The following is a 22,391-nucleotide window of genomic DNA, read 5'->3' as shown; positions in this document are numbered from 1 at the left end:
TGGGTGACGGCAATGTCGACGCCGGCCGCGGGTCGGCACGCGGCGAAGCGTTCGCGTTTCCCGGCCCGGCCGTCAAGGCCGCAAACGGCTGCCCGGCGTCTACCGAAAAGATTCGAGAGATGGGACAGCGGAGCGCGACGGTCAGACAGCCGTCAACGCTGGGCGCGCTGACCCGGACCGGCGGCGGCCTTTGGCGTCTCGCCTTGCTTGAAGCGTTCCATGCACATGGCGGCGGTCAGCTGGTAGTGATCGATCAGGGCCTGGACGGCGCCGTCCGCATTTCCGTCCAGCGCATTTTCAGCAATGAGCCGGTGTTCGGCGAAATCGTCGCGCTGGACGCTCTCGCCGTCATTGGCCATCTGGCGATAGCGGTAGGCGTGATCGGAAAGCTGGTCGCAGAAGCCCACCAGCCAGTGCGACCGGCAGGCCGAGATCAGCACCCGGTGGAAGGTGCGGTGCAATTTCTCCCAGTCCGGATTGAGCGACGAGCTGCTTTGCGGCAAAAGACGTGAGGCACGCCCCAGGCGATGCAGCGCCAGCACCAATTGTTCTTCCCATTCGGCGGTGCGGTGGGCAATGGATTCGCGCAGCGCCCGCTCCTCGAGCCAGCAACGGGTGCGCGTCAGCTCCTCGAGTTCGGCCGCAGTGACCGGCATGATGAAGAAGCCGCGCTGGTCATGGCGGCCGAGGAGACCTTCGGAGGCAAGGCGATTGAGGGCTTCACGAACCGGAGAGGCGCCGGCGCCATACTTGGAAACGACCCACTCGACGCGCAGCTTGCTTTCGGTTTCCAGGGCGCCGGCGAGAAGATCATCACGCAATTGATGATAGACCGTGCTGGCAAGCGTACTCTTGGCTCCGGGCCCGTCGTCGTTCAGATTGGCAACTCCGTATGTCAAAAGCGACTCCTTGTCCCCAACTGTCGTCTTGGGCAATTCGAGTCCGAAAATTCCCCTTCTGTACCAGTACCATACAGCGCCACGCTCCAGCCGCTCAAGCAGAAGATCGCGCTATTGTACTTTAGAACAAAGAAATATACCCAATCCGCACGCCGATCGCGGGAATTCGAATATCTCTACAACCAGTGGAAACTTAACGTGTTTTGTATGCACGCACAAACATCTGTTTCTCCTGTGCCCGTGCGAGCATCTTTTCTGTCGCGCGCAAAAACAAGGAACAACGCGCCGAATCAGGCCTCCCGGGCGGCCTGATTCGGGCGTGCCTACGCTGAAGGGTGGTGATCGCACAAAGCCGGCGTGTTGGAATTGAAGCCGGATGACCGCGCTGTGTTAGCCGGCAGCCTTGTCGGCCGCGGTCCTGATCGCTTCGATATTGGCGCGGTAAGCCTCGACGCTGCCGCCCTTGAAGATGGCAGCACCCGCCACCAGCACGTCGGCGCCGGCCGATGTGACCAACGGGGCTGTTTCCGGCGAGACCCCGCCGTCGATCTCGATGCGGATCGGCCGGTCGCCGATCAGTGCCTTGACCCTTCTCACCTTGTCGATGATCCCCGGGATGAAGGCCTGGCCGCCGAAGCCCGGATTGACGGTCATGATCAGGATCAGATCGAGCCGGTCGAGCACATATTCGATCATTGTTTCGGGCGTCGCCGGATTGAGCGAGACGCCGGCCTTCTTGCCGAGGTTCCTGATGGTCTGCAGCGAGCGGTCGAGATGCGGCCCGGCCTCGGCATGCACCGTCATGCCGTCGCAGCCGGCCTCGGCGAAGGCGGCGAGGTAGGGATCGGCGGGCGCGATCATCAGGTGGCAGTCGAAAAAGGCCTTGGTGCGGTTGCGGATCGCCTTGATGACAGGCGGGCCGAAGGTGATGTTGGGCACGAAATGCCCGTCCATCACGTCGAGATGGATCCAGTCGGCACCTGCCGCCGCCACCGCCTCGACCTCGTCGCCGAGCTTCGAGAAATCCGATGCCAGCACCGACGGTGCGATCAAGGTTTTTTTGCTCATCTCGTGGCCTTTCCGGGCGTCCTTTTCATACGGGCGCTCCGAACCGACTGCCTAAAGCGCTCCTGGCGACTTGTCGAGGGCGCAAGCACGGCGGTTCCACAGGCAGGGGTAACGTCGCGGCGCGCGTTGGTCCTGGGCGGCCAATCACCGCCCGCGCGGGTCGTGAAGAAAAACCCGCCGGATTGCTCCGGCGGGTTCTCGTTTGGCATCGCGCAGATGGCTATTGCTGCTGGAGCTTCAGGACCCTGTTAGGAACCGGATCCTGTTGCTGGTCGATCTGCTGCCTGCGCTGCGGCAGCAATTGCAGCAGTTGGCCCGGATCGAGCTGCAGCGACGGCTGCCCGCGTATCGGCCGGCAGTTCGGATACCGCCCGATCGTACCCTCCGGGCAGTGTCGCCTGAAGATCGGCTGGCACTGGCCGTTGACCATCTGCGAGCCCGGCGCGCATTCGCTCTCTTGCCTGGGCTTGCGGCATGCGCCGTCGATCACCTCGGTCCCACGCGGACAGACGCATTCGCCGCGCTTGTTGTGGACTTGGCCGCGTATGTCGCACTGCTGGAGCACTGGACCTGGTCGACGACATGCGTTGCCCTGCACCTCGGTACCCCTCGGGCAGACGCAATTGCCGTTGGCGTCGTGGACCTGGCCACGGATGGTGCACTGGTCAGGCTGCGGCCGGACCGGGCGGCAGGCTCCGTCGCGCACCTCGGTGCCTTGCGGGCAGACGCAGTCCCCGTCCGCATTGTGGACCTGGCCACGGATGGTGCACTGCTCGGGCTTCGGCCGGACCGGGCGGCAGGCGCCGTTGCGCACCTCGGTGCCTTGCGGGCAGACACAGTCGCCATCGGCGTTGCGGAACTGGCCAGGGATGCGGCACTGCTGCGGTTTTGGCCGGATCTGACGGCAGGCGCCGTCCCGCAGCTCGGTGCCGCGCGGGCAGACGCAGTAGCCGTCGGCGTCGTGGACCTGACCACGGATGGTGCACTGCTCGGGCCTGTCGGTCCTGACGCATTTTCCGTTCTCCAGCTCCGTGCCGCGCGGACAGACGCAGCGTCCGTCCTCGGTGCGGATCTGGCCTTCGAGCAGCACGCAGCGCGGTGGCGGTGGCAACGGAAGAACGTTGGTGCCGCCGCCCGTGCACTGGCCGTTGCGGAAGGTGGTGCCTTCCGGGCAGACACAGCGGCCGGCGTCGTTCATGACAAAGCCCGGCGAGCACTCATTCTTCACCTCATGCGTGATGATGAAGGGATGGCACGCATAGGCCTTGCCGCGATCGCCCTGGACGTTGGTCGCATCCTTGGACAGCACATCGCCGCCGCCCTGCACACGTGTGTCGGGAGAGAGCACGCCAACGCAGTTCTGGCCACTGACGTTGCCCTGCAGGTTGGCAAGACGCCCATCGTCGGGGATGACCACCGTCACACGGTGCGACTGGCTTTCGCCGGCGCCGAGCGTCAGGTTGGCGATGCAGGAGGCCGGCAAGGTCGTCGGCTCCGGCGAGCAGCCGAAAGGCGGGTCGATCGAGGTGATCGCAACACCTTCCAGCCGGCCAAGCCCTTCCACGCCGATCGCATCGCCGATGCGGACCGGACCCGAGAAGGGGCTCGTCCCGTCATTTGTGATGGTGATGTCGAACGAGCAGGGCTGGCCGACGCGGCATTCGCGGTCGCCGGTCTTTTCGACACGGATCGTCGAAGGACCGCCGCCCTTGGCGCAGGCCTGGCCGATCGGATAGACGACATCGTCGCCCTGCGCCGGCCCGTAGGAGCCGCGCGCGCAGTTCTCGAACTCGCCATTGGCCGAGACCGTCACGTCGAAGTGCCTGGAGGTTCCGGGCGTCATGACGGCGCCTGGTATCTGGCACGACAACGCGTTGGCCGGAACCGGCCCGCACGCCCATTCCGCGCCGTCGGGGGTGACGGTCTGGATCTGCACGGGCGCTCCGCCCGACACCAGCGTGGTGGCATCGTTGACCCGCACCGGACCGGTGGGGGCAGCGGTGCCGACGCTGCTGACGGTGATGCGGCAGGAAACCGCGGCCGCACCGGCGAGCGAGCCGCTGCACACCTTGGTGATGCGCAAGGTCGGCTGGCCGCCGTTGGGATGGCGGATGCGTTCCTTGGCGCAGGCCTTGTTGTTGGTGAGGTCGACCTCACCGGGGATGGCCTTGACCTCGGCGCAGTTCTCGACCGTGTCGGACCGGTAGCCGGCCGGCACGACCGCCTTGACGAAGATCGGCGTCGAGGCGCCCGCCGGCAGCGATATGCCGGCATTGTCGCAGCGGAACTGGCCGGGGCCGTTCGGGCCGCATGTCCAGGGTGGGCTCGGCCCGAAGGTCGAGGATGTCGGCGCGCCGCTTGGGTAGTTGTCGATCACGATCAGCGGCCCGTTATAGGTCGATGCGCCGTTGTTGATGATGTCGATGATGAAGGTGCAGACGCCATCGGCGGTGCAGACTTCGGTGCGGGCACGCTTCTTGAGGATCAGGTCGACCTTCTTGTCGACCGGCGGCTGGCACTCCGGGTTGCGGTCGCCGCGGCGGCAGATCGGGATCGAGGCACAGCCACGGTCATTGGCCTGGCTGCCGAACAGCGGCTTGCCGCTGGCGCCGTAATTGTAGGTGGCGCAGTTGCGCAGCACGCTGCCTTGCCAGCCTCCGGCCGGCTTGAAGCCGAGCTTTAGGTCGACAAAGGCCCCCGGATTGAGCGTGGTCACCGGATAGGTGCACGTCATCGGGGTGGTACCCGGCGCGCAGACCCAGGGCGGATTGGGCCCTGAATCGAGCGTCGAGCCGGCCGGCAGCGTCACCTCGTCGAGCACGATCTTGCCGTTGTAGGGCGCGGTGCCGACATTGGTGACCCGGATGGTGAAGGCGCAGCCGCCACCCATCGTGCAACGTGTGACATCTGCATGCTTTTCAACCTTGAGGTCCGGTTCCTTGTCCTTGGGCGGGCACCTCTGGTCGCGCGGGATGATGATGTCGATGGTTTGCGTGCAGCACAGGCCCCAGCCTTCCTTCGGTCCGGCATAGGTCTCGATGCCGGTGACGACGAGATGGATGACGTCACCGGGTGAAGCGCCGACGATCTTCCAGTTGAGCACCCCGCCGCCCACCGGCACTTTCTGGGTGTCGGGGATGATGGTGATGCCTGGTGAGGTAGTCGAAACCTGCACCCACTTGCCGCCCATCTCCGGGCCGACAGGCATGTGATAGATGAAGGCGCCGCCGCCGGGCACGCAGTCGACCGTGCCGCGCTCGACCTTGAAGCATTCGTGGTCGGTTGGAGGCGGAGGTTGCCTGTCGCATTTGGTGAGGTCGATCCGGATCGAGGTCTTTTCGCCGGTCGCGATGTTGCCGTCATCCGGCTTGCCCGGATCCTGCGACGGGATGAGGGTGCCCGTACCGAGGCCGGAGGTAACCTTGATCAGGCCCTGGTTGTCGACATTGACCGGCGCCGGAAACGCGGCGTGGTCGATCTTTGCCGTAGTGCGGAAAGTGATGACGCGTTCGTTCGGTGCGCCCGAGCCATCGAGATCGCTGGCGGAAATCCGGAAATCGGAAACCGTTGCGGTGTCGTTGGGGCCGGTCGAATTGCTGATGACAGCACTCGGCAAGGCCCCGCCCGATGCATCGGTGCCGTCGCCGGAGACCGTCACGTTGACGATCGAAAGACCGTGCGGAAGCTGGTCCTTGAAGTCGAGCTTGGCTTTCTTCAGCGCCGCCTCGAGGCCCGGATTGGCAAAACCTTGCGGATTGCCGCGCAGCCCGAAGGTCAAGGTGTAGAAGACATAGTCGCAGCTGCGCTGGCCACCGGTCTTGGTGAAGAACGGCACGACACGTCCGGGTTCCGGGTTAATGATGCGCGGATTGTCGAGCTGCAGCGGCTGCACATCCGGGCTGGTGACTGCCTGGACGGTCTGGGCGGCGGATGCCGGCAATGCGGGCGCAAGGGCGACCGCGATACCGGCCGCCATCAGCCAGCGCGCACCGCGCCTGGCATATGACAGGGGTTTCATGATCGTCTCCATGACGGTTTTTTGCGTTTTGGTCGCGAGCGGGGATGGGGCAAGAATAGTCATCTTTGCCTCCTCAACGTTCGCAGCTGACGGCTGGGGTGCGGAGCGGCAAGGTCATCTTGCAGCAAGGGTAGTAGCCACCCTTGTCCTTGTCGGACTTCCTGTAGAAGCACAGCCCGACATCCACTCTGTCGCCCGGATAGTGGCCGGTGATGTCGATCGTGTACGGCTTGCCTGGCGCATGCGACATGGGTGAGGTCACCCCGACGCCTGGCGTCCTGGACTGGACCTTGATCGAATCGCCGCCGAAGCCGGCATGGTCATGGAGATAGAGATCGGCCTCGAGGCCGCGCGGCGTGCAGTAGAATTGCACGTCCTCGACATCGAGACACGGAGGCAGATTGCCGGGCGGTGGAAAGTCCGGCGGGTAGAAGGGAGGCTCATAGCCGCCCGGTATTTCCTCGTAATAGCCGGCACGGCCCTCGCAGGGATGCCAGACGGCGACGTCGCCGACATGGCCTTCCACTTCGGGATCCTCGAAATAGCCGTCGAAATCGACGAACCAGGAGCCGGAGGGCGGCACGTTGGCCGGCTTGACCAAGTCCCTGGGCGTGATCTGCACGCCATGGACCGCAAGCGGCCCGCCAGCCGCGAGTTTTTCGGCAAGCTCGGGGTTGTCGCGCAATTTGTCGCCGGTGTTGACCAAGGTCTGGGTGCAGACCGAGGTGTCGAGATTGCCGTCGGCATCGTAGCCATATTGCAGGTCGAGACCGCCGGCCGACTGCCTGTTGCCTTGCGGGAAGCCGACAGCATATTCCTGCGGCGCTTCGACCCAGACCGATTCCGTCGAGGGATCGTCGGGATTCTCTCTGAAGTAGCGGATTACCTCGCCCTTGCCGGAATCGGCGAAGCGGCTGTAGTCGTAGCGGTTTTCGACCGGGCCGCGCTGGGCGAGATACATGAAGCCGCTGTTGTCGAAGGCGATGTCGGTGACGGCGTAGTCCTTGTCGGCCTTGACCGTCAGTTCCCAGCGCGGATCGCCGGCGAAGGTGCCGTCGCGGGCGATGCCCACCGACCAGATTTCCGACTTTTCGCCAACCGAATAGTAGAGCCGGCCGCCATGATAGGAGACGGCCCTGACGCGGCGCTCATCCTGGGTGTAGCCCCAGCTGTCGGGGTCTTCGGTGTCGAAGGCCGCGCCCTGTATGTCCATTATAGCGCCATCATCAGCGACCGGGGCCAGCCCATGCGCCGGGCGGCCGGCGACACCATGGTCGAAAGTGTCGATCAGTCTGCCGTTGGCGTCGATGCGATGGATGAGGCCGGTGTCGAGATCGGAGGCGAAGAACTGGCGGTGGACGGGATCGAAGGTGAGATTGCCGATGCCGGGACCGCTGTTGGTGTCGAGATCGGCGAATTTGGCGACCTGGCCGGTGATGCCGTCGATCTTCCAGATGGTGCCCGGTCCGCCGCCGTTTTCGGTGCCGAACTGGCCATCCATGAAAGTGGCGCCCGCCGTGCCGCGGCGCTGCCGCTCCGGCCTGCCGTCCTTGTCGGCGTCCGGCGTGACGATCTCGATGCCATGCAGCGACGTGGCGGCGGCATAGAGGTTGGGAATGCCGGACGGCACACCGTCGCGCACGCCGTCATCGTAGGTGAGGCCGAACACCTCACCGATCTGGCCTGCCGTCACCTCGAAAGGCGGCGGCGTGAAGACGAGCTGGCCGGAGGCCGGACCGCCCAGGTGCGAAACGTCGAACACGCGCAAGGTGGCGCGCGAGGTGTCGATGAAGGTTTCGTCGACCGGATCGACGCCGGGCGGCAGCCCCTCGTCGAAATTGGGGATGATGGTGCCGGGAAAGCCGGTGACCGCCATCGAGCCGGGATAAATGATCTGGGTTTCCTGCGCCCTGGCCGCGCCGCCCAGCCACAGGCTGGCGGCAAGCGCGAGAGCCAGCAAGCCTGTGGCCTGCAAGGCACCGCGCAAGCGGCCGTCTAACTCTGAAGAAGGCACGAACGAGCCGCGGATGCGAGACATGACACTACCCCCGTAGTCCAGGGGAGAGACGTCCGGACTTGCCGCACAAATCAGGGCAAGTCGCGGCGGTCCGGCTCGTTCTTCCCTGATTGAATTGTCTGCTTTCCTCATAGTGACGATACGCCTGCTCCTGCGCAGGGTCAACGGAATCAGCGGAAAGCCCAGCGCATCGACCCCGTCCCGAAGGCGGTGGTCGCGCCGAGCTCCTGTTGGTCCCGGAGACCGCGGAGTCTCTGGGTTGCTGGTCATGGGGGCTTCCTTTCCGGGGCCGCACCATGCGGCACCTGGACATCAGTCGCTGGCCGGCGTGGAAAGGTTCATGGAAGCCTTGCGCAGAATGCTTGCGCGCGATGCCGCCTGTTCTTATATACGCGCCAAGCCGTGCGGCGCCGGACAACCGGTGGCCGGACGGGATTTCTTGTGAACAGGGGCTTTCATCGGAACGCCTTTACCGGGTCCTGAGAGCCTGCTTAGCGGAGAGACTAGAAAAATGGCAAAAGTAATCGGTATCGATCTCGGCACCACCAACTCCTGCATCGCCATCATGGATGGCAAGGAACCGAAGGTGATCGAGAATGCGGAAGGCGCGCGCACGACGCCTTCCATCGTCGCCATCTCGGGCGACGGCGAACGTCTCGTCGGCCAGCCGGCCAAGCGCCAGGCGGTCACCAATCCTGAAAACACCATCTTCGCGGTCAAGCGCCTGATCGGCCGCCGCTATGACGATCCGGTGACGGAGAAGGACAAGAAGCTTGTCCCCTACAAGATCGTCAAGGGCGACAATGGCGATGCCTGGGTCGAGGCCGGCGGCAAGAAGCAGTCGCCCAGCCAGATCTCGGCCATGATCCTGCAGAAGATGAAGGAAACGGCGGAAGCCTATCTCGGCGAGAAGGTCGAGAAGGCGGTCATCACCGTTCCGGCCTATTTCAACGACGCCCAGCGCCAGGCCACCAAGGACGCCGGCAAGATCGCCGGCCTCGAAGTGCTGCGCATCATCAATGAGCCGACGGCCGCGGCACTCGCCTACGGCCTGGACAAGAAAGAAGGCAAGACCATCGCCGTCTATGACCTTGGCGGCGGCACGTTCGACATTTCGGTGCTGGAAATCGGCGACGGCGTGTTCGAGGTGAAGTCGACCAATGGCGACACCTTCCTCGGCGGCGAGGATTTCGACATGCGCCTGGTCGAGTATCTGGCGGCCGAGTTCAAGAAGGAACAGGGCATCGACCTCAAGGCCGACAAGCTTGCCCTGCAGCGCCTCAAGGAAGCGGCCGAGAAGGCCAAGATCGAGCTGTCGTCGACGACGCAGACCGAGATCAACCTGCCCTTCATCACCGCCGACGCGACCGGCCCGAAGCACCTGACGCTGAAGCTGACCCGCGCCAAGTTCGAAAGCCTGGTCGAGGATCTCGTCCAGCGCACCATCGAACCGTGCAAGGCGGCGCTGAAGGATGCCGGCCTGAAGGCTGGCGAGATCGACGAAGTGGTCCTGGTCGGCGGCATGACCCGCATGCCCAAGATCCAGGAGATCGTGAAGCAGTTCTTCGGCAAGGAGCCGCACAAGGGCGTCAACCCGGATGAGGTCGTCGCACTCGGCGCCGCCATCCAGGCCGGCGTGCTGCAGGGCGACGTCAAGGACGTGCTTTTGCTCGACGTGACGCCGTTGTCGCTCGGCATCGAGACGCTGGGCGGCGTGTTCACCAGGCTGATCGAGCGCAACACGACCATCCCGACGAAGAAGAGCCAGGTGTTCTCGACGGCCGAGGATTCGCAGTCGGCCGTGACCATCCGCGTCTTCCAGGGCGAGCGTGAAATGGCCGCCGACAACAAGGCGCTCGGCCAGTTCGACCTGGTCGGCATTCCGCCTGCGCCGCGCGGCGTGCCGCAGATCGAAGTCACGTTCGACATCGACGCCAACGGCATCGTCAACGTCTCGGCCAAGGACAAGGGCACCGGCAAGGAGCACCAGATCCGCATCCAGGCCTCGGGTGGTCTTTCGGACGCCGACATCGAGAAGATGGTCAAGGACGCCGAGGCCAATGCCGACACCGACAAGAAGCGTCGCGCCGTTGTCGAGGCCCGCAACCAGGCCGAAGCGCTGGTGCATTCCTCGGAGAAGTCGCTGAAGGAATATGGCGACAAGGTCTCCGAAGCCGAGCGCACGGCGATTTCGGACGCCATCGCGGCGCTCAAGACCGCTGCGGAAGGCGATGACCCGGCCGACATCGAGGCCAAGAGCCAGACGCTTGCCGAAGCTTCCATGAAGCTTGGCCAGGCCATGTACGAGGCCTCGCAGAAGGAAGCGGCGGAAGCCGACGCCAAGGCGGATGCGGCCAAGGACTCCGACGTGGTCGATGCCGATTTCGAGGAAATCGACGAGGACGACGACAAGAAGAAGTCGGCCTGAACGGCCTGACGGCAAGATAATGCGAAAAGCCCGGCGCAGGCCGGGCTTTTTTGCAACCCTCGCGGAAAAAATAACAGAAAAACCCGGACAGGCGCACACCGGCACTGGCATCCGGGCGGCACCGATCCTAAATCGAGACAACATGCCGGCAAACGACGCAACAATGCATCAAGACGTTGATCCGGACTGCGGGAAAAAATGAAAGCTGATTTCTACGAAACGCTGGGCGTGCAAAAGGGCGCCGACGAGAAGGCGCTCAAGAGCGCTTTTCGCAAGCTCGCCATGCAGTTCCATCCCGATCGCAACCCCGGCGATCATTCCTGCGAGCACAAGTTCAAGGAAATCAACGAAGCCTATGAGACGCTGAAGGACCCGCAGAAGCGCGCGGCCTATGACCGTTTCGGTCACGCCGCCTTCGAGCAGGGCGGCATGAATGGCGGCGCGCAAGGCTTTGGCGCCGGCGGCTTCGCCGACATCTTCGAGGATATTTTCGGCGACATGATGGGCGGCCGCCAGCGCCGCTCTTCCGGTGGCCGCGAGCGCGGCGCCGACCTGCGCTACAACATGGAAATCTCGCTGGAGGAAGCCTTCGCGGGCAAGACCGCGCAAATCCGCGTGCCGGCTTCGATATCCTGCACGGAATGCTCCGGCAGCGGCGCCAAGCCCGGCACCCAGCCGGTTACCTGCTCGATGTGCAACGGCCACGGCAAGGTGCGCGCCACGCAAGGCTTCTTCTCGATCGAGCGGACCTGCCCGCAATGCCAGGGCCGCGGCCAGACGATCAAGGACCCGTGCCCGAAATGCGCCGGCCAGGGCCGCGTCACCGAGGAGCGCTCGCTCTCGGTCAACATCCCGGCCGGCATCGAGGACGGCACCCGCATCCGGCTGGCCAATGAAGGCGAGGCCGGCCTGCGCGGCGGGCCGTCGGGCGACCTCTATATTTTCCTGGCGGTCAAGCCGCACGAATTCTTCCAGCGCGACGGTGCCGACCTCTATTGCAAGGTGCCGATCTCGATGACGACGGCGGCCCTTGGCGGCTCCTTCGAGGTGACGACGCTCGACGGCACACAGACCAAGGTGAAGGTCACCGAAGGCACGCAGAACGGACGTCAGTTCCGCCTCAAGGGCAAGGGCATGCCGGTGTTGCGCCAGCCCAATGTCGGCGACCTCTACATCCAGACCGCGGTCGAGACGCCACAGAACCTGTCGCGCCGCCAGCGCGAGCTGCTGGAGGAGTTCGAACAACTCTCCTCGCAGGACAATTCGCCCCAATCGAGCGGCTTTTTCGCTCGCATGAAGGACTTTTTCGAGTCTTTCGGCGAACGTTGAGACGCGACCAAAGCTATCTTATCCACGACATAGGCATGGCCGTGCCTTGCCTTGCGTCACCCAGATGTTAAGTAGCTTCCAAGGGGCGCGCTGAGGAGAGCTTGCATGGCACGTGGTCACGGACTGCGGAAGGCGTTTGCCGAGAAGTTCGACGACGAACTCAAATTCTTCAAGGGCTGGATCGACAAGCCGAAGACTGTCGGCTCCATCGTTCCGACCAGTTCGATCACCGCGCGCAAGATGGCCTCGATCGTCAACCCGAAGTCCGGCCTGCCGGTGCTCGAGGTCGGTCCCGGCACCGGCGTCATCACCCGCGCCATCCTCGCCCAGGGCGTGCGGCCCGAAAACCTCTACGCGGTCGAATATTCCACCGATTTCGTGCGCCATCTGCGCCAGCTCTATCCCGGCGTCAACGTCATCGAGGGCGATGCCTTCAACCTCAACGCCACGCTTGGCGAGAGGCGCGGGATGATCTTCGATAGCGTCGTTTCCGGGGTGCCGCTGCTCAACTTCCCGGTCGCCCAGCGTATCGCCTATATCGAAAGCCTGCTCGATCGCATCCCGGCCGGACGGCCGATCGTCCAGCTGACCTATGGTCCGATGTCGCCGATCCCGGCGGGCCGCGGCGACTACACGGTCAAGCATTTCGACTTCATCTTCCGCAACATCCCGCCGACGCAGCTGTGGATCTACCGGCGCGAAGCGCATTAGCGGACGCGCTGAGCCGTTCGCGGTTCCTGATGCTGGCTGCATAGCTTGGCGATTGGCCGAAACATCCCTCATTTCGTCATCCACGGGCGGAGCAAGGAGCGCAGCGACGCGGCGCAGACCCCTGGCGTTGCTTCGCAGCCCAAGGGATCCATGCCGCGACCTCGACGTGCCGCGGCGAAGAAGAATTCTGCTCCGCTGCACTCTACGTCCAAGGTCACGGAATGGATCCCAGGGTCTCCGCGACGGAGCTTCGCTCCTGCTTCGCCCAGGGATGACGAAGTCGGGGGCTTCGGCCAATACCGAGCGTTTTATGGCGCCGATGCGTTGATTTGATCGAACCTTCGCTGTACGTGTCCCAGAACAAGGTTGGCCAATGGCAGTGATCCCGAAAATCCTCGTCTTCGCCGGCTCGGTGCGCACAGGCGCCTATAGCGGCAGGACCGCCGACGTGGCGCAGAAGGAACTTGCGGTGCAGGGCGCCGAGGTCACCCGCGTTTCGCTCGCAGACTATCCCTTGCCGATCCTCGACGAAGACCTGGAAATGGAAAGAGGCGTCCCCGAAAACGCCCAGAAGCTGGCGCGGCTGATCGCCGCTCATGACGGGCTGCTGATCGCGACGCCCGAATATAACGGCTCGATCCCGCCATTGCTCAAGAACACGATCGACTGGGTGAGCCGGGTGCGACGGGATGGCGGCCGATCGGTCAGGCCGCTTGCCGGCAAGGTCGCGGGCCTCTGCTCGTCCTCCAACGGACACTTCGCCGGCATACGCTGCATCAACCATCTGCGCGCCGTGCTGGTGCGCTGCCAGATGGAGGTGGTGACGCCCGAATGCTCGGTGCCGGAGGGTGGCGACGCCTTCGACGGGGACGGCCATTTCCGTGACGAAAGACTGCACAAATCGATGGAGCACCTATGCCGCACGCTGATCGAGACCTCGCGCATGCTGTCGACCAGGGTCGAGGTGTGACCGCCGCAACCATGCAGGCCCATTCCATGCAGGCCCAATCCATGCAAGAGCGACTGATCGTCGGCCTCGACGTGCCGACCGTGAAGGAGGCCGAGCAGGCGGTGCGCGAGCTCGACGGCGTCGTCTCCTTCTACAAGATCGGCTATCAGCTGGCCTTTGCCGGCGGGCTCGACTTTGCCAGGGAGCTGGCCAGCGGCGGAACGAAAATCTTCCTCGACATGAAGCTGCTCGACATCGACCACACGGTGGCCAAGGGCGTCGAGAACATCGTCAAGATGGGCATGACCATGCTGACCATCCATGCCTATCCCAAGGCGATGCAGGCGGCGGTGGAGGCAGCGCGCGGCAGCGAGCTTTGCCTGCTCGCCGTCAGCGTGCTGACCTCGATGGATGAGCAGGACATGATCGATGTCGGCTATGAATATGACCCGCACACGCTGGTGCTGAGGCGCTCGGAACAGGCGCTGCATGCCGGCATGGGAGGTATCGTCTGCTCGGCCGCGGAAGCCGAAGCGGTGCGCCGCATCGTCGGCCCGGACATGGCGGTGGTGACGCCCGGCATCCGGCCGGCCGGCAGCGACCATGGCGACCAGAAGCGCGTTGTGACGCCGGCGCAGGCGGTCCGCAACGGCGCCAGCCATCTGGTCGTCGGACGGCCGATCGTCGCGGCAAGCGACCGGCGCGCGGCGGCCGAGGCCATTCTGGAAGAAATGCGCTCGGCCTGACGAGCCAGCACGATAGGAGAAAAGAGAATGCCCAAGGGATACTGGATCGCACGTGTCGATGTGCGCGACGCCGAAGGCTACAAGGACTATGTCGCGGCCGCCAAGCCGGCCTTCGAGCGCTTTGGCGCGACTTTTCTCGCCCGCGGCGGTGAACACGAGAAAGCCGAGGGTCAGGGCCGCGCGCGCAATGTCATCATCGAATTTCCATCGCTCGCCGCCGCGCATGACTGCTATCACTCGCCGGAGTATCAGCGCGCGGTCGCCATCCGCCAGAAGGTCGCCGACGGCGAGATCGTGCTGGTCGAAGGCATTTAGGTCCGGGGGCGGCCGAGCGGAATTCCGCACCGTCGCAACGGATCGAAGTCACGGCATGTCCGCGCCGCGTCGCTCCTTGCTTAGCCGTCGGATGCCGATTGCGAGGGGGTGTCGCGCCGCCATCCCTGACGTCATGGGCGCAACCGGCTTGCGGCGGTTTCCGCCATCGCGTCGGTCAGGCCCAGCGCCCATTGCTGGCGGCAGTAGGCGCGGAAATCGAAGCACGGCAGGCCGGGGCAGACCTCGAACTCGATGAGATGAACCGTGTCATCTGCCTCGACGCGCAGGTCGATGGAAAACACGTCGCGCAGGCCGAGCCCGCTGATCAGCCGTTCGGCGATCACCCTGATCCTCGCATCGGCCACCGGCTGGCTGTCCGCGACTGGAGCGAGTTCGGGTTCGGCATAGTGCCCGGCAGTCTTCGCCGCCTCACCGGTGTCACCATAAAGCGCCAGGCTGTCCGCCATGGTCTGGAAGTCCGCGCCTGACTCGACAAAGGCGACGCCAAGCGCCTCGACGCCGGTTTCCGGCGTCAGGCCGAGGAAGCTGGCGCGCACATTGCGGCCGGCGACATAGGGCTGGACGACGACATCGTCGCGATAGGCCGCGAAAACACGGCGGCTGAGCTCCAGCGCGTGGCCGAGATCGGCTACGCGCGAATCCGGCCAGATGCCGATCTTGGCGCCGAGCCTGTTGGGCTTGACGAACCAGCCGGCAGCGGAGGCCGGCGGCTCGACCAGCCAGTTTCCATTGCGGGCAAGTCCCGCCTGCGGCGCCGGCAGGCCGAGCGCGCCAAGCACGGCGCCGGAGCGGAACTTGTCCTGGCAGAGCGCGAACAGCGAATCGTCCGCGCCGATCGTTCTCAGGCCATTGAGCCGCGCCAGCGCGGGTGCGCCGCCGCCACGGAAATAGGCGATGCCGTCGGTCAGCGTCCAGACCAGCGTCGTGGCCGGATCGGCTCCGGTGAGCGCGCTTGCGGCATCGTCCAGCTCCACCGCGGCGAAGGCGAGGCCGCGGCTGTCACAGGCTGCGGCGAGCGTGTCGAATTCGGGCGCGAGGTCGGTCGACTGCGCCAGGTAGGACGAAATCTCGGCGGCACGCTTCGGCGCATAGCCCTCGGCGACCAGGCGCTCGAAGCAAGCCTTCTCCGGCTCGTGGACGAGGATCAGTTCTGGCCTGCGGCTGGACATGCGATGATTGAATCCCGGCTATGTGATCGCCCAGCATCGCACGGCGCATGCCGTGGGCTTTCGCGAAACCGACCGTCCCGGACGGTTGCGTGACAACGCCGGCGAGGACGTTTATCGGCCACCTTCGTTCAGGCGATCAGCACGCGTGGCTCGAAGCGGCCGTTGACCTTGATGTCGAGGACGAACGTCATGCCGGCCTGCGGGTCGAGCTGGCGCTGCTTCTCGTCCTTGCCCTTCCAGGCCGACGTCACCGCCAGCCGGTCCGCCTTCGCGCCGGCGAAAGCCGGGCAGGAAGGCTGCGTCACCGGCATCGCAATTTCGCGCAACAATGTGCCGTCGGGCGAATAGGCCTTGACCGCCTTGCCGCCCCAGACGGCGTTCCACAGCACGCCATCGTGGTCGACGACCGACCCATCGACATAGCCCTTGGACGAGCGGTGATCGACGAACACATTTGGTTCTCCAGCGGGCAGGCCGGTCGCCGGATTACAGGCGACGCGCATCAGCAGGCCGGTCGAGGTGTCGGTGTAATAGGCGAGCGCGCCATCCCCGGAGAAACAGATCGAGTTCGACACGGTGATGCCGGAGAATAGCTTGCGCAGTTCGCCCTTGAAAAACCAGTAGATCGAACCGGCGCCCTTTGCCTCGCTCTTGCCCATCGTCCCCATCCACAAGGCGCCGCAGGGATGGACACGGGAATCGTTGGAGCGGGTAAGGGGGTTGTCTGCCTCGACAGGCGTATGCAGCGTCATCCGGCCGGTCGCGACGTCGCGGACGAAGAGGCCGGTCTCGGTGGCGATCAGCTGACGCTTGTCGTCGATGATGGCGATGGCGCTCGCCATCTGGCCAAGCTCGTGGATCTTCAGCGCACCGCCGGCCACGGATTTCTCCAGGAGCCGACAGTTGACGATATCGAACCAGTACAACGCATCGGTGGCGGGATCGTAGCTTGGCCCTTCGCCGAGCTCGCAGACATGGTCGGAGAAAACCGAAACCTCGCTCATCATGCGTCTCCGAATGCCGCGTCCCAGGCAGCGACGGCGGCGTGTGCGCGCGCCGCTACGTCGTCGACGCTCGTGCCAGGCTTGAACAGGCTGGAGCCAAGCCCGAAGACCGTCACGCCAACCGCCTTGTAGCCGGCAAAATCCTTGTCCGAAACGCCGCCGACCGCGCCGACCAGCGTCTGCGCCGGCAGTACGGCCCGGATCGCGGAAATGCCCGATGCGCCGAGCACGCTGGCGGGAAAGAATTTCAGCGCCGAAGCGCCGAGCCGGATCGCCTGGAAAGCTTCTGTAGGGGTGAACACGCCAGGCATGGTGACCATGCCATATGTCTTGGCGCGGCCCATCACCTCGGCATCGATGTTGGGGCTGACCAGCAATCGACCGCCGGCCCGGTGCAGGCTGTCGACATCGGCCGCCGTCAGCACGGTGCCGGCGCCGACCAGGGCCGTTTTCGGCAGCACTTCGACAATCCTGGCGATCGACGAGAACGGTTCGGGCGAGTTGAGCGGCACCTCGATCGCCTCGATGCCGGCGTCGAACAGCGCCTGGCCCATGGCGATCGCCTCGGTGGGCTTCAGGCCGCGCAGGATGGCGACCAGGCCGCGCTTGAGTTTGGGAAAAGGTGCGGTCTGGCTCATAGGGCTGCTCCGGTTCTGGCGATCATGCCGTTCTCGCGCGCGGCTTCGATCAGCCCGGCGCGTACTGCTTCGTCGGCGTCGACGGTGCGCAGGCCAAGCCCGGCAAGGCCGAGCGCCGCCTGGTAGAGCACGGCCAGCGCGCCCGAGGCAACCAGCACCACCGATGTCGCGCCGGCGCCGTGCCGGCGCCGGGCGGAGGCAATCTCGCCGCCGATCAGCAGGCCGGACAGGCAGGCGGCCGCATCATCGGCCTTCAAATCCTGGAGCAGGCCGGCGGCGCGGATGGCAAACAGCCGCGAGGTGACGTCACCACCCTCGCCCAGTGCGATTTCGCACCAGCGGCGGAAGAACGGATTGTCGGCAGCAACCGGGCTGGGATGTTCGCCCAGCGAATGGCGCAGGATCGAGTGCGCGGCAAGCACGGAAAACAGCTCGCCCGTCGGCCAGGTGCCAAAGCCGGTGACGGCGCCGTCCTCGACCAGCACCCATTTCGAATGGGTACCGGGCATGCAGACGAGATGGCGGCCCTTGGCCGGCAGGCCGGCGCCGGCCAACTGCGTTTCCTCGCCGCGCATGACGTCGGGCGCGTCGGCCAGGCGCTGGGCAAGGCCGGGAACGATACGGATGTCACGTTTCTGATCAGGCACACGGGCGGCGCCGCCGAGAATGGCGCCGAGCGGCGACGGCACGCTGACATAGGGCGCCTCGAGCCAACCCTGGCGCGAACCGGCCATGCCGCAGATGATGACGGGCAATTCCTCCGGCGCACCCATCGCCGTCAGATGGCTCTCCAGAACGTTGGCGAAGCCCTTTTCGCGCGCGGTGATCAGGCCGTCGTCGCCGCGACGCTCGGCAAGCACCTTGCCGGCGCCGTCGATCAGCCAGGCCCGGAGCCGGGTCGTGCCCCAATCGAGCGCGGCAACCGCCGGAACGTTGCTGGCTGGGCTCACAGGAAGCCTCCATCGACGATCAGCATCTGCGCGGTCAACATGCGCGAAGCGTCCGAGGCCAGGAACAGCACCGTGCCAACCATGTCGTCCGGCCGCATGACGTCCCTGATGCACTGCTTGGCGACATGGGCGGCGAGCGCCTGTTCGGTCACCCAGCGCTCCTGCTGCCGCTCGGTGATCACCCAGCCGGGCGCGACGGCGTTGACGCGGATGCGATCGGGCCCGAGCTTGCCGGCCAGCCCCTTGGTGAGGCCGAGTATGCCCGCCTTGGCAGCGGTATAGGCCGGCATGTCGGGATGGTTGATCAGGTAGGAGGTCGAGGTGAAATTGATGATCGAGCCGCCGCCGGCCCGCTTCATGCCTGACACCACCGCCTGCGCGGTGAAGAAATGCGGCCTGAGATTGATGGAGAGATTGTTGTCCCAGAATTCGACGGTGACGTCCTCGACTTCATGGCGTTCGTCCCAGGCGGCGTTGTTGACCAGCACGGTGACGTCGCCATGCGCGTCGGCGGCCCGGGCGGCTGCAGCGCGCAAGGCCTCGACGTCGCGCAGATCGGTCTTGAGGTAGAGCGGACGCCGGCCGAGCTCTTTCTCAACGCGGTCGGCGAGCGTGATGCTCGGCGCATCGGCGATGTCGATGAAGGCGACCTTGGCGCCCTGGCGCGTGAACCCTTCGGTCAACGCCGCACCGATGCCGGAGCCGCCGCCGGTGATCAGCACCGAAGCGCCTTCGAGGTCGGCAAACCGCGCCGATGGCATCATGATTTTCGTCTCCCGGGTCAACCGGCGCGCATCCTAGCCAGACACGTCCGGCGGGCAAGGGCGAAAAGACGCATTTTCGGGCTTATGTCTGACAAAAAGGCGATGGTGCCATGCTCGACCCGCGAAGTGGCGTCGCCACATGGCGGGCGGCGCCGAAGTCCTGGGCTCAGATCGCTTTGGCGCGCAAGGCGCCACGGAAGGAATCACGGAGGTAGCCCAATGTGGCATCGGCATCGGCCGGTTTGCCGAACAGATAGCCCTGTCCGCCGGCGCAACCGAACTGGACCAGCCGGTCGGCCTGCGCTTCCTCTTCGATGCCTTCGGCGACGACGTCCATGCCGAGCCCTTCGCACATGGCGAGGATGGCGCGGATGATGTGCTCGGATGGCCGGTCTTCGAGAATGGAGGCGACGAAGGCGCGGTCGATCTTGAGCTTGTCGAAATGGAATTCACGCAGCCGGCCGAGCGAGGACTGGCCGGTGCCGAAATCGTCGAGCGAGACGCGGATGCCGACGCGGCGCAGATCCTCGACGATCTGCGCCGCCGAGGCAGGGTCGTTCATCAGGCCGGTCTCGGTGATCTCGATCTCCAGCCGGCGCGGATCGAAGCCGGTGCGGTCGAGGATCGCCAGTATGTGCAGGCCGGTGTTCTGGTCGACGAGCTGCGAGGGCGACAGGTTGAAGGACAGGAACAGGTCCTTCGGCCAGCTCCTGGCGGCTTCGGTCGCCTTGCGCAGCACCAGCTGCGACAGCGGACCGATGATGCCGCGCTCCTCGGCGATGGGGATGAAGACGGTCGGCGGCACCGCGCCGAGATCGCGATCGGTCCAGCGCGCCAGCGTCTCGAAGCCGATGGTGCGGCGCGTGGTGAGGTCGACGATCGGCTGGAAATGCGGCTCCACCTCGCCGGCGGAGACGGCGCGGCGCAGCGCCTGCTCGATGCGGGTGACGCGCTTGGCGGCCTCTTCCATCTCACGGGTGTAGACGACGACGCGGCCGCGGCCGGAACGCTTGGCATGGTAGAGCGCCGTTTCGGCCTTGTTGATGAGGATCTCGGTGGTCTCGTCGCCCGAATAGAACAGCGAGCAGCCGACCGAGGCCGAGAGCCTGGCGGTGCGCTCGCCGACATCATAGGGCGCCGACAGGATCTCGATCAGCATGCGGGATTTTTCAGCCGCCGCATCCTCCGAGAACACCAGCGGGTAGAGGAAGGCGAATTCGTCGGCACCGATGCGGCAGACCGTCGAATGGCCGTCCATCGAGGCACGCAGCCGCATGGCGACCTGGATCAGGATGTCGTCGCCGGCCTTGTGGCCGAACAGATCGTTGATCGGCTTGAAGCCGTCGAGGTCGAGAATGCCGACGGTGAAGGGCGCGGGATCGTCGGCGCGGTCGCTGATCAGGCGGTCGACCTTGTCGAAGAAGCGGCGATGATTGCCAAGCCCGGTCAACGGATCGGTGAACGCCAGATCCGTGCTTTCCCTGTTTGCCTGACCGGTGCCAAACGGAGCTTGCATCGGTGTCCCTGTTCGTCCCTGTTTTGTCGTCGGAATTTATTTCGAGACTGGCAGCAAACCCTTTAGGAAACGTATCGCTTGAATCGATTTTTCGAGACCCGCCAACGATCCCACGACGCTATCTGAAGCGCTGCAGGTGATCGACAAGCGCGCGCAGCTTCGGCGCCAAGTTGCGGCGGCCGGGATAATAGAGATAGAAGCCGGCAAAGCGTGGGCAGTAGGACTCCAGGATGGGCACCAGCTCGCCCCGGTCGAGCCAGGGACGGAAGCTCCGTTCCATGCCGAAGGTGATGCCGGCGCCGGCGACAGCGAGCCTGATCATCAACGTCATGTCGTTTGTCGTGATCTCCGGGGCGACGGCGACGCTGAACTCCTTGCCGTCGACCGCGAATTCCCATCGGTAGGGCGCAACCCCGGGAGCGGGACGCCAACCAATGCAGCGACGGGCCGCAAGCTCGCTCGGATGCGCAGGCTCACCAAATCGATCGCGGTAGGCTGGCGCGCAGACAGCCAGCTGCCGCTCGTCACCGGCAACGGGAACCGCGATCATGTCCTGCTCGATGACTTCGCCCAGCCTGACGCCGGCATCGTATCCCTGGGCAACGATATCGAATTCATCGTCCGTCACCGTGATGTCGATCTGAACCTCCGGATTGGCCTCGGCGAAGGCTGCCAGGAACGGCCCTGACAGGAAGCCCTCGGCGATCGACGAAACAGCGAGCCGCAACTGCCCGCGCGGGCGCCCACGCAAGCTGCCGGCGGCCTCGACCGCGGCACGCATGTCCGCGATGGCCGGCGCGATTTCGGCGCGGAGCCGCTCCCCCGCCTCGGTGAGGCTGACGCTGCGCGTCGTGCGCCGCACAAGCGCTATGCCGATGGTCTCTTCCAGCCGCCTGATCGTCTGGCTGACGGCCGAGCGGGTGACACCCAGCCGGTCGGCGGCGGCGCGAAAACTCCGCTCCTCGGCGACAAGCGCAAAAACGGAGAGCGCGTTGAGATCCATTGGTTAGCGTGGCTTTCCATAGCGTCAAGAAATGGCTGTCTTAACGCGACAATGGGGCAATTCTATCTTCCTGGCAACCGACGCAAGGCGGCGGTCAATCCAGGAACAGGAGACAAGCATGCCCCTCGACAAGACCGTCCTCATTACCGGCGCATCAAGCGGAATCGGCGCGGGGATTGCCCGCGAACTCGGCGCCGCCGGGGCGAAAGTCATGCTCGGCGCGCGGCGCACAGACCGGCTGGAGGCGCTCGCCGAGGAGATCACCGCGCACGGTGGGGAGGCCAGGATCCGCGGCCTCGACGTCACCGACCGTAACGATGTCGCTGCCTTTGCCGAGGCGGCGCGACAAGCCTGGGGACGCGTCGACGTGATCGTCAACAATGCCGGCGTGATGCCGCTTTCGCTGATGGCCTCCCTCAAGGTCGACGAATGGGACCGCATGGTCGACGTCAACATCAAGGGCGTGCTGCACGGGATCGCCGCGGTGCTGCCGGAGATGACCGCGAGAGGCTCCGGCCACATCATTAACATCGCTTCGGTCGGCGCGCTCTCGGTCGCGCCAACGGCAGCGGTCTATTGCGCGACCAAATACGCGGTGCGGGCGATTTCCGACGGCCTCAGGCAGGAGAACGACGACATTCGGGTGACCTGCATTCATCCCGGCGTGGTCGAGAGTGAATTGGCCCATTCCATCACCGATCCGCTGGCGGCCGAAGCCATGAAGACCTACCGGGCGATCGCCTTGCAGCCGGACGCGATCGGCCGCGCGGTGCGCTTCGCCATCGAGCAGCCCGACGACGTCGATGTCAACGAGATCGTCATTCGGCCGACGGCCACAAGGTAGCG

18 protein-coding genes are annotated in these 22,391 nt (G+C 65.1%); 7 read left to right on the top strand and 11 right to left on the bottom strand.

Annotated features, from left to right (window positions below):
* Positions 1-152 precede the first annotated feature (152 nt).
* From EN845_RS18350 to EN845_RS18335, 4 genes are all read right to left on the bottom strand, one after another.
* Positions 153-899, bottom strand: coding sequence for a GntR family transcriptional regulator (locus tag EN845_RS18350; RefSeq protein ID WP_127275346.1), 747 nt, complete (start codon positions 897-899; stop codon positions 153-155).
* Between the two features lie 390 nt (positions 900-1,289).
* Positions 1,290-1,967, bottom strand: coding sequence for a ribulose-phosphate 3-epimerase (gene rpe, locus EN845_RS18345; protein WP_127871127.1), 678 nt, complete (start codon positions 1,965-1,967; stop codon positions 1,290-1,292).
* 220 nt (positions 1,968-2,187) lie between these two features.
* On the bottom strand, positions 2,188-6,048 hold the full coding sequence (locus EN845_RS18340) for a hypothetical protein (protein ID WP_127871126.1): 3,861 nt from the start codon (positions 6,046-6,048) through the stop codon (positions 2,188-2,190).
* A gap of 10 nt (positions 6,049-6,058) precedes the next feature.
* The gene (locus EN845_RS18335) at positions 6,059-8,272 is read right to left on the bottom strand and encodes a hypothetical protein (RefSeq protein ID WP_167531390.1); all 2,214 of its coding nucleotides are present in this window, start codon (positions 8,270-8,272) and stop codon (positions 6,059-6,061) included.
* Between the two features lie 241 nt (positions 8,273-8,513).
* Between EN845_RS18335 and dnaK the strand changes: the two genes are divergently transcribed.
* The 6 genes from dnaK to EN845_RS18305 all read left to right on the top strand — a co-directional run bounded on the left by dnaK (position 8,514) and on the right by EN845_RS18305 (position 14,480).
* Positions 8,514-10,430, top strand: a complete 1,917-nt coding sequence (dnaK, locus tag EN845_RS18330; RefSeq protein WP_127277750.1) for a molecular chaperone DnaK — start codon at positions 8,514-8,516, stop codon at positions 10,428-10,430.
* 198 nt (positions 10,431-10,628) lie between these two features.
* Entirely contained in the window at positions 10,629-11,759 is a 1,131-nt protein-coding gene (gene dnaJ, locus EN845_RS18325) for a molecular chaperone DnaJ (protein ID WP_127871124.1), read from the top strand.
* 105 nt (positions 11,760-11,864) lie between these two features.
* Positions 11,865-12,470 (top strand): phospholipid N-methyltransferase PmtA, encoded by a 606-nt coding sequence (pmtA, locus tag EN845_RS18320; protein ID WP_127277748.1) that lies wholly within the window; start codon positions 11,865-11,867, stop codon positions 12,468-12,470.
* A gap of 373 nt (positions 12,471-12,843) precedes the next feature.
* Entirely contained in the window at positions 12,844-13,440 is a 597-nt protein-coding gene (locus EN845_RS18315) for an NADPH-dependent FMN reductase (RefSeq protein ID WP_127871123.1), read from the top strand.
* 11 nt (positions 13,441-13,451) lie between these two features.
* A complete protein-coding gene (pyrF, locus tag EN845_RS18310; RefSeq protein WP_167531400.1) occupies positions 13,452-14,165 on the top strand; it encodes an orotidine-5'-phosphate decarboxylase in 714 nt (237 codons plus the stop codon).
* A 27-nt stretch (positions 14,166-14,192) separates the two neighbouring features.
* Positions 14,193-14,480, top strand: a complete 288-nt coding sequence (locus tag EN845_RS18305) for a DUF1330 domain-containing protein (protein WP_127871122.1) — start codon at positions 14,193-14,195, stop codon at positions 14,478-14,480.
* 131 nt (positions 14,481-14,611) lie between these two features.
* On the opposite strand, the gene EN845_RS18300 is transcribed toward EN845_RS18305, so the two are convergent.
* The 7 genes from EN845_RS18300 to EN845_RS18270 form a co-directional block, all read right to left on the bottom strand.
* Positions 14,612-15,670: a D-alanine:D-lactate ligase-like protein gene (locus EN845_RS18300; RefSeq protein ID WP_127871121.1), complete on the bottom strand. Its 1,059-nt coding sequence runs from the start codon at positions 15,668-15,670 to the stop codon at positions 14,612-14,614.
* A 128-nt stretch (positions 15,671-15,798) separates the two neighbouring features.
* Positions 15,799-16,674 carry an SMP-30/gluconolactonase/LRE family protein gene (locus EN845_RS18295; protein WP_127277745.1) on the bottom strand — a complete coding sequence of 292 codons (876 nt, stop codon included), beginning with the start codon at positions 16,672-16,674 and terminating at the stop codon, positions 15,799-15,801.
* Positions 16,674-17,312 (bottom strand): 2-dehydro-3-deoxy-6-phosphogalactonate aldolase, encoded by a 639-nt coding sequence (locus EN845_RS18290; RefSeq protein ID WP_127277744.1) that lies wholly within the window; start codon positions 17,310-17,312, stop codon positions 16,674-16,676. The genes EN845_RS18295 and EN845_RS18290 overlap by 1 nt, the downstream gene beginning before the upstream one ends.
* Positions 17,309-18,262, bottom strand: coding sequence for a 2-dehydro-3-deoxygalactonokinase (locus EN845_RS18285; protein WP_127871120.1), 954 nt, complete (start codon positions 18,260-18,262; stop codon positions 17,309-17,311). Before EN845_RS18285 ends, EN845_RS18290 begins: the two co-directional genes overlap by 4 nt.
* Entirely contained in the window at positions 18,259-19,026 is a 768-nt protein-coding gene (locus tag EN845_RS18280; protein WP_127277982.1) for an SDR family oxidoreductase, read from the bottom strand. The genes EN845_RS18285 and EN845_RS18280 overlap by 4 nt, the downstream gene beginning before the upstream one ends.
* A 166-nt stretch (positions 19,027-19,192) precedes the next feature.
* Positions 19,193-20,542, bottom strand: coding sequence for an EAL domain-containing protein (locus EN845_RS18275; RefSeq protein WP_127277981.1), 1,350 nt, complete (start codon positions 20,540-20,542; stop codon positions 19,193-19,195).
* A 118-nt stretch (positions 20,543-20,660) separates the two neighbouring features.
* The gene (locus tag EN845_RS18270; RefSeq protein ID WP_127277980.1) at positions 20,661-21,545 is read right to left on the bottom strand and encodes a LysR family transcriptional regulator; all 885 of its coding nucleotides are present in this window, start codon (positions 21,543-21,545) and stop codon (positions 20,661-20,663) included.
* Between the two features lie 118 nt (positions 21,546-21,663).
* Between EN845_RS18270 and EN845_RS18265 the strand changes: the two genes are divergently transcribed.
* Positions 21,664-22,389 (top strand): SDR family oxidoreductase, encoded by a 726-nt coding sequence (locus EN845_RS18265; protein WP_127871119.1) that lies wholly within the window; start codon positions 21,664-21,666, stop codon positions 22,387-22,389.
* Positions 22,390-22,391 lie beyond the last annotated feature (2 nt).

Source organism: Mesorhizobium sp. M8A.F.Ca.ET.202.01.1.1, assembly GCF_004791595.1.
Classification (GTDB): Bacteria; Pseudomonadota; Alphaproteobacteria; order Rhizobiales; family Rhizobiaceae; genus Mesorhizobium.
The sequence above is the reverse complement of the archived record's forward strand: the minus strand, read 5'-3'. Positions and strand labels throughout refer to the sequence as shown.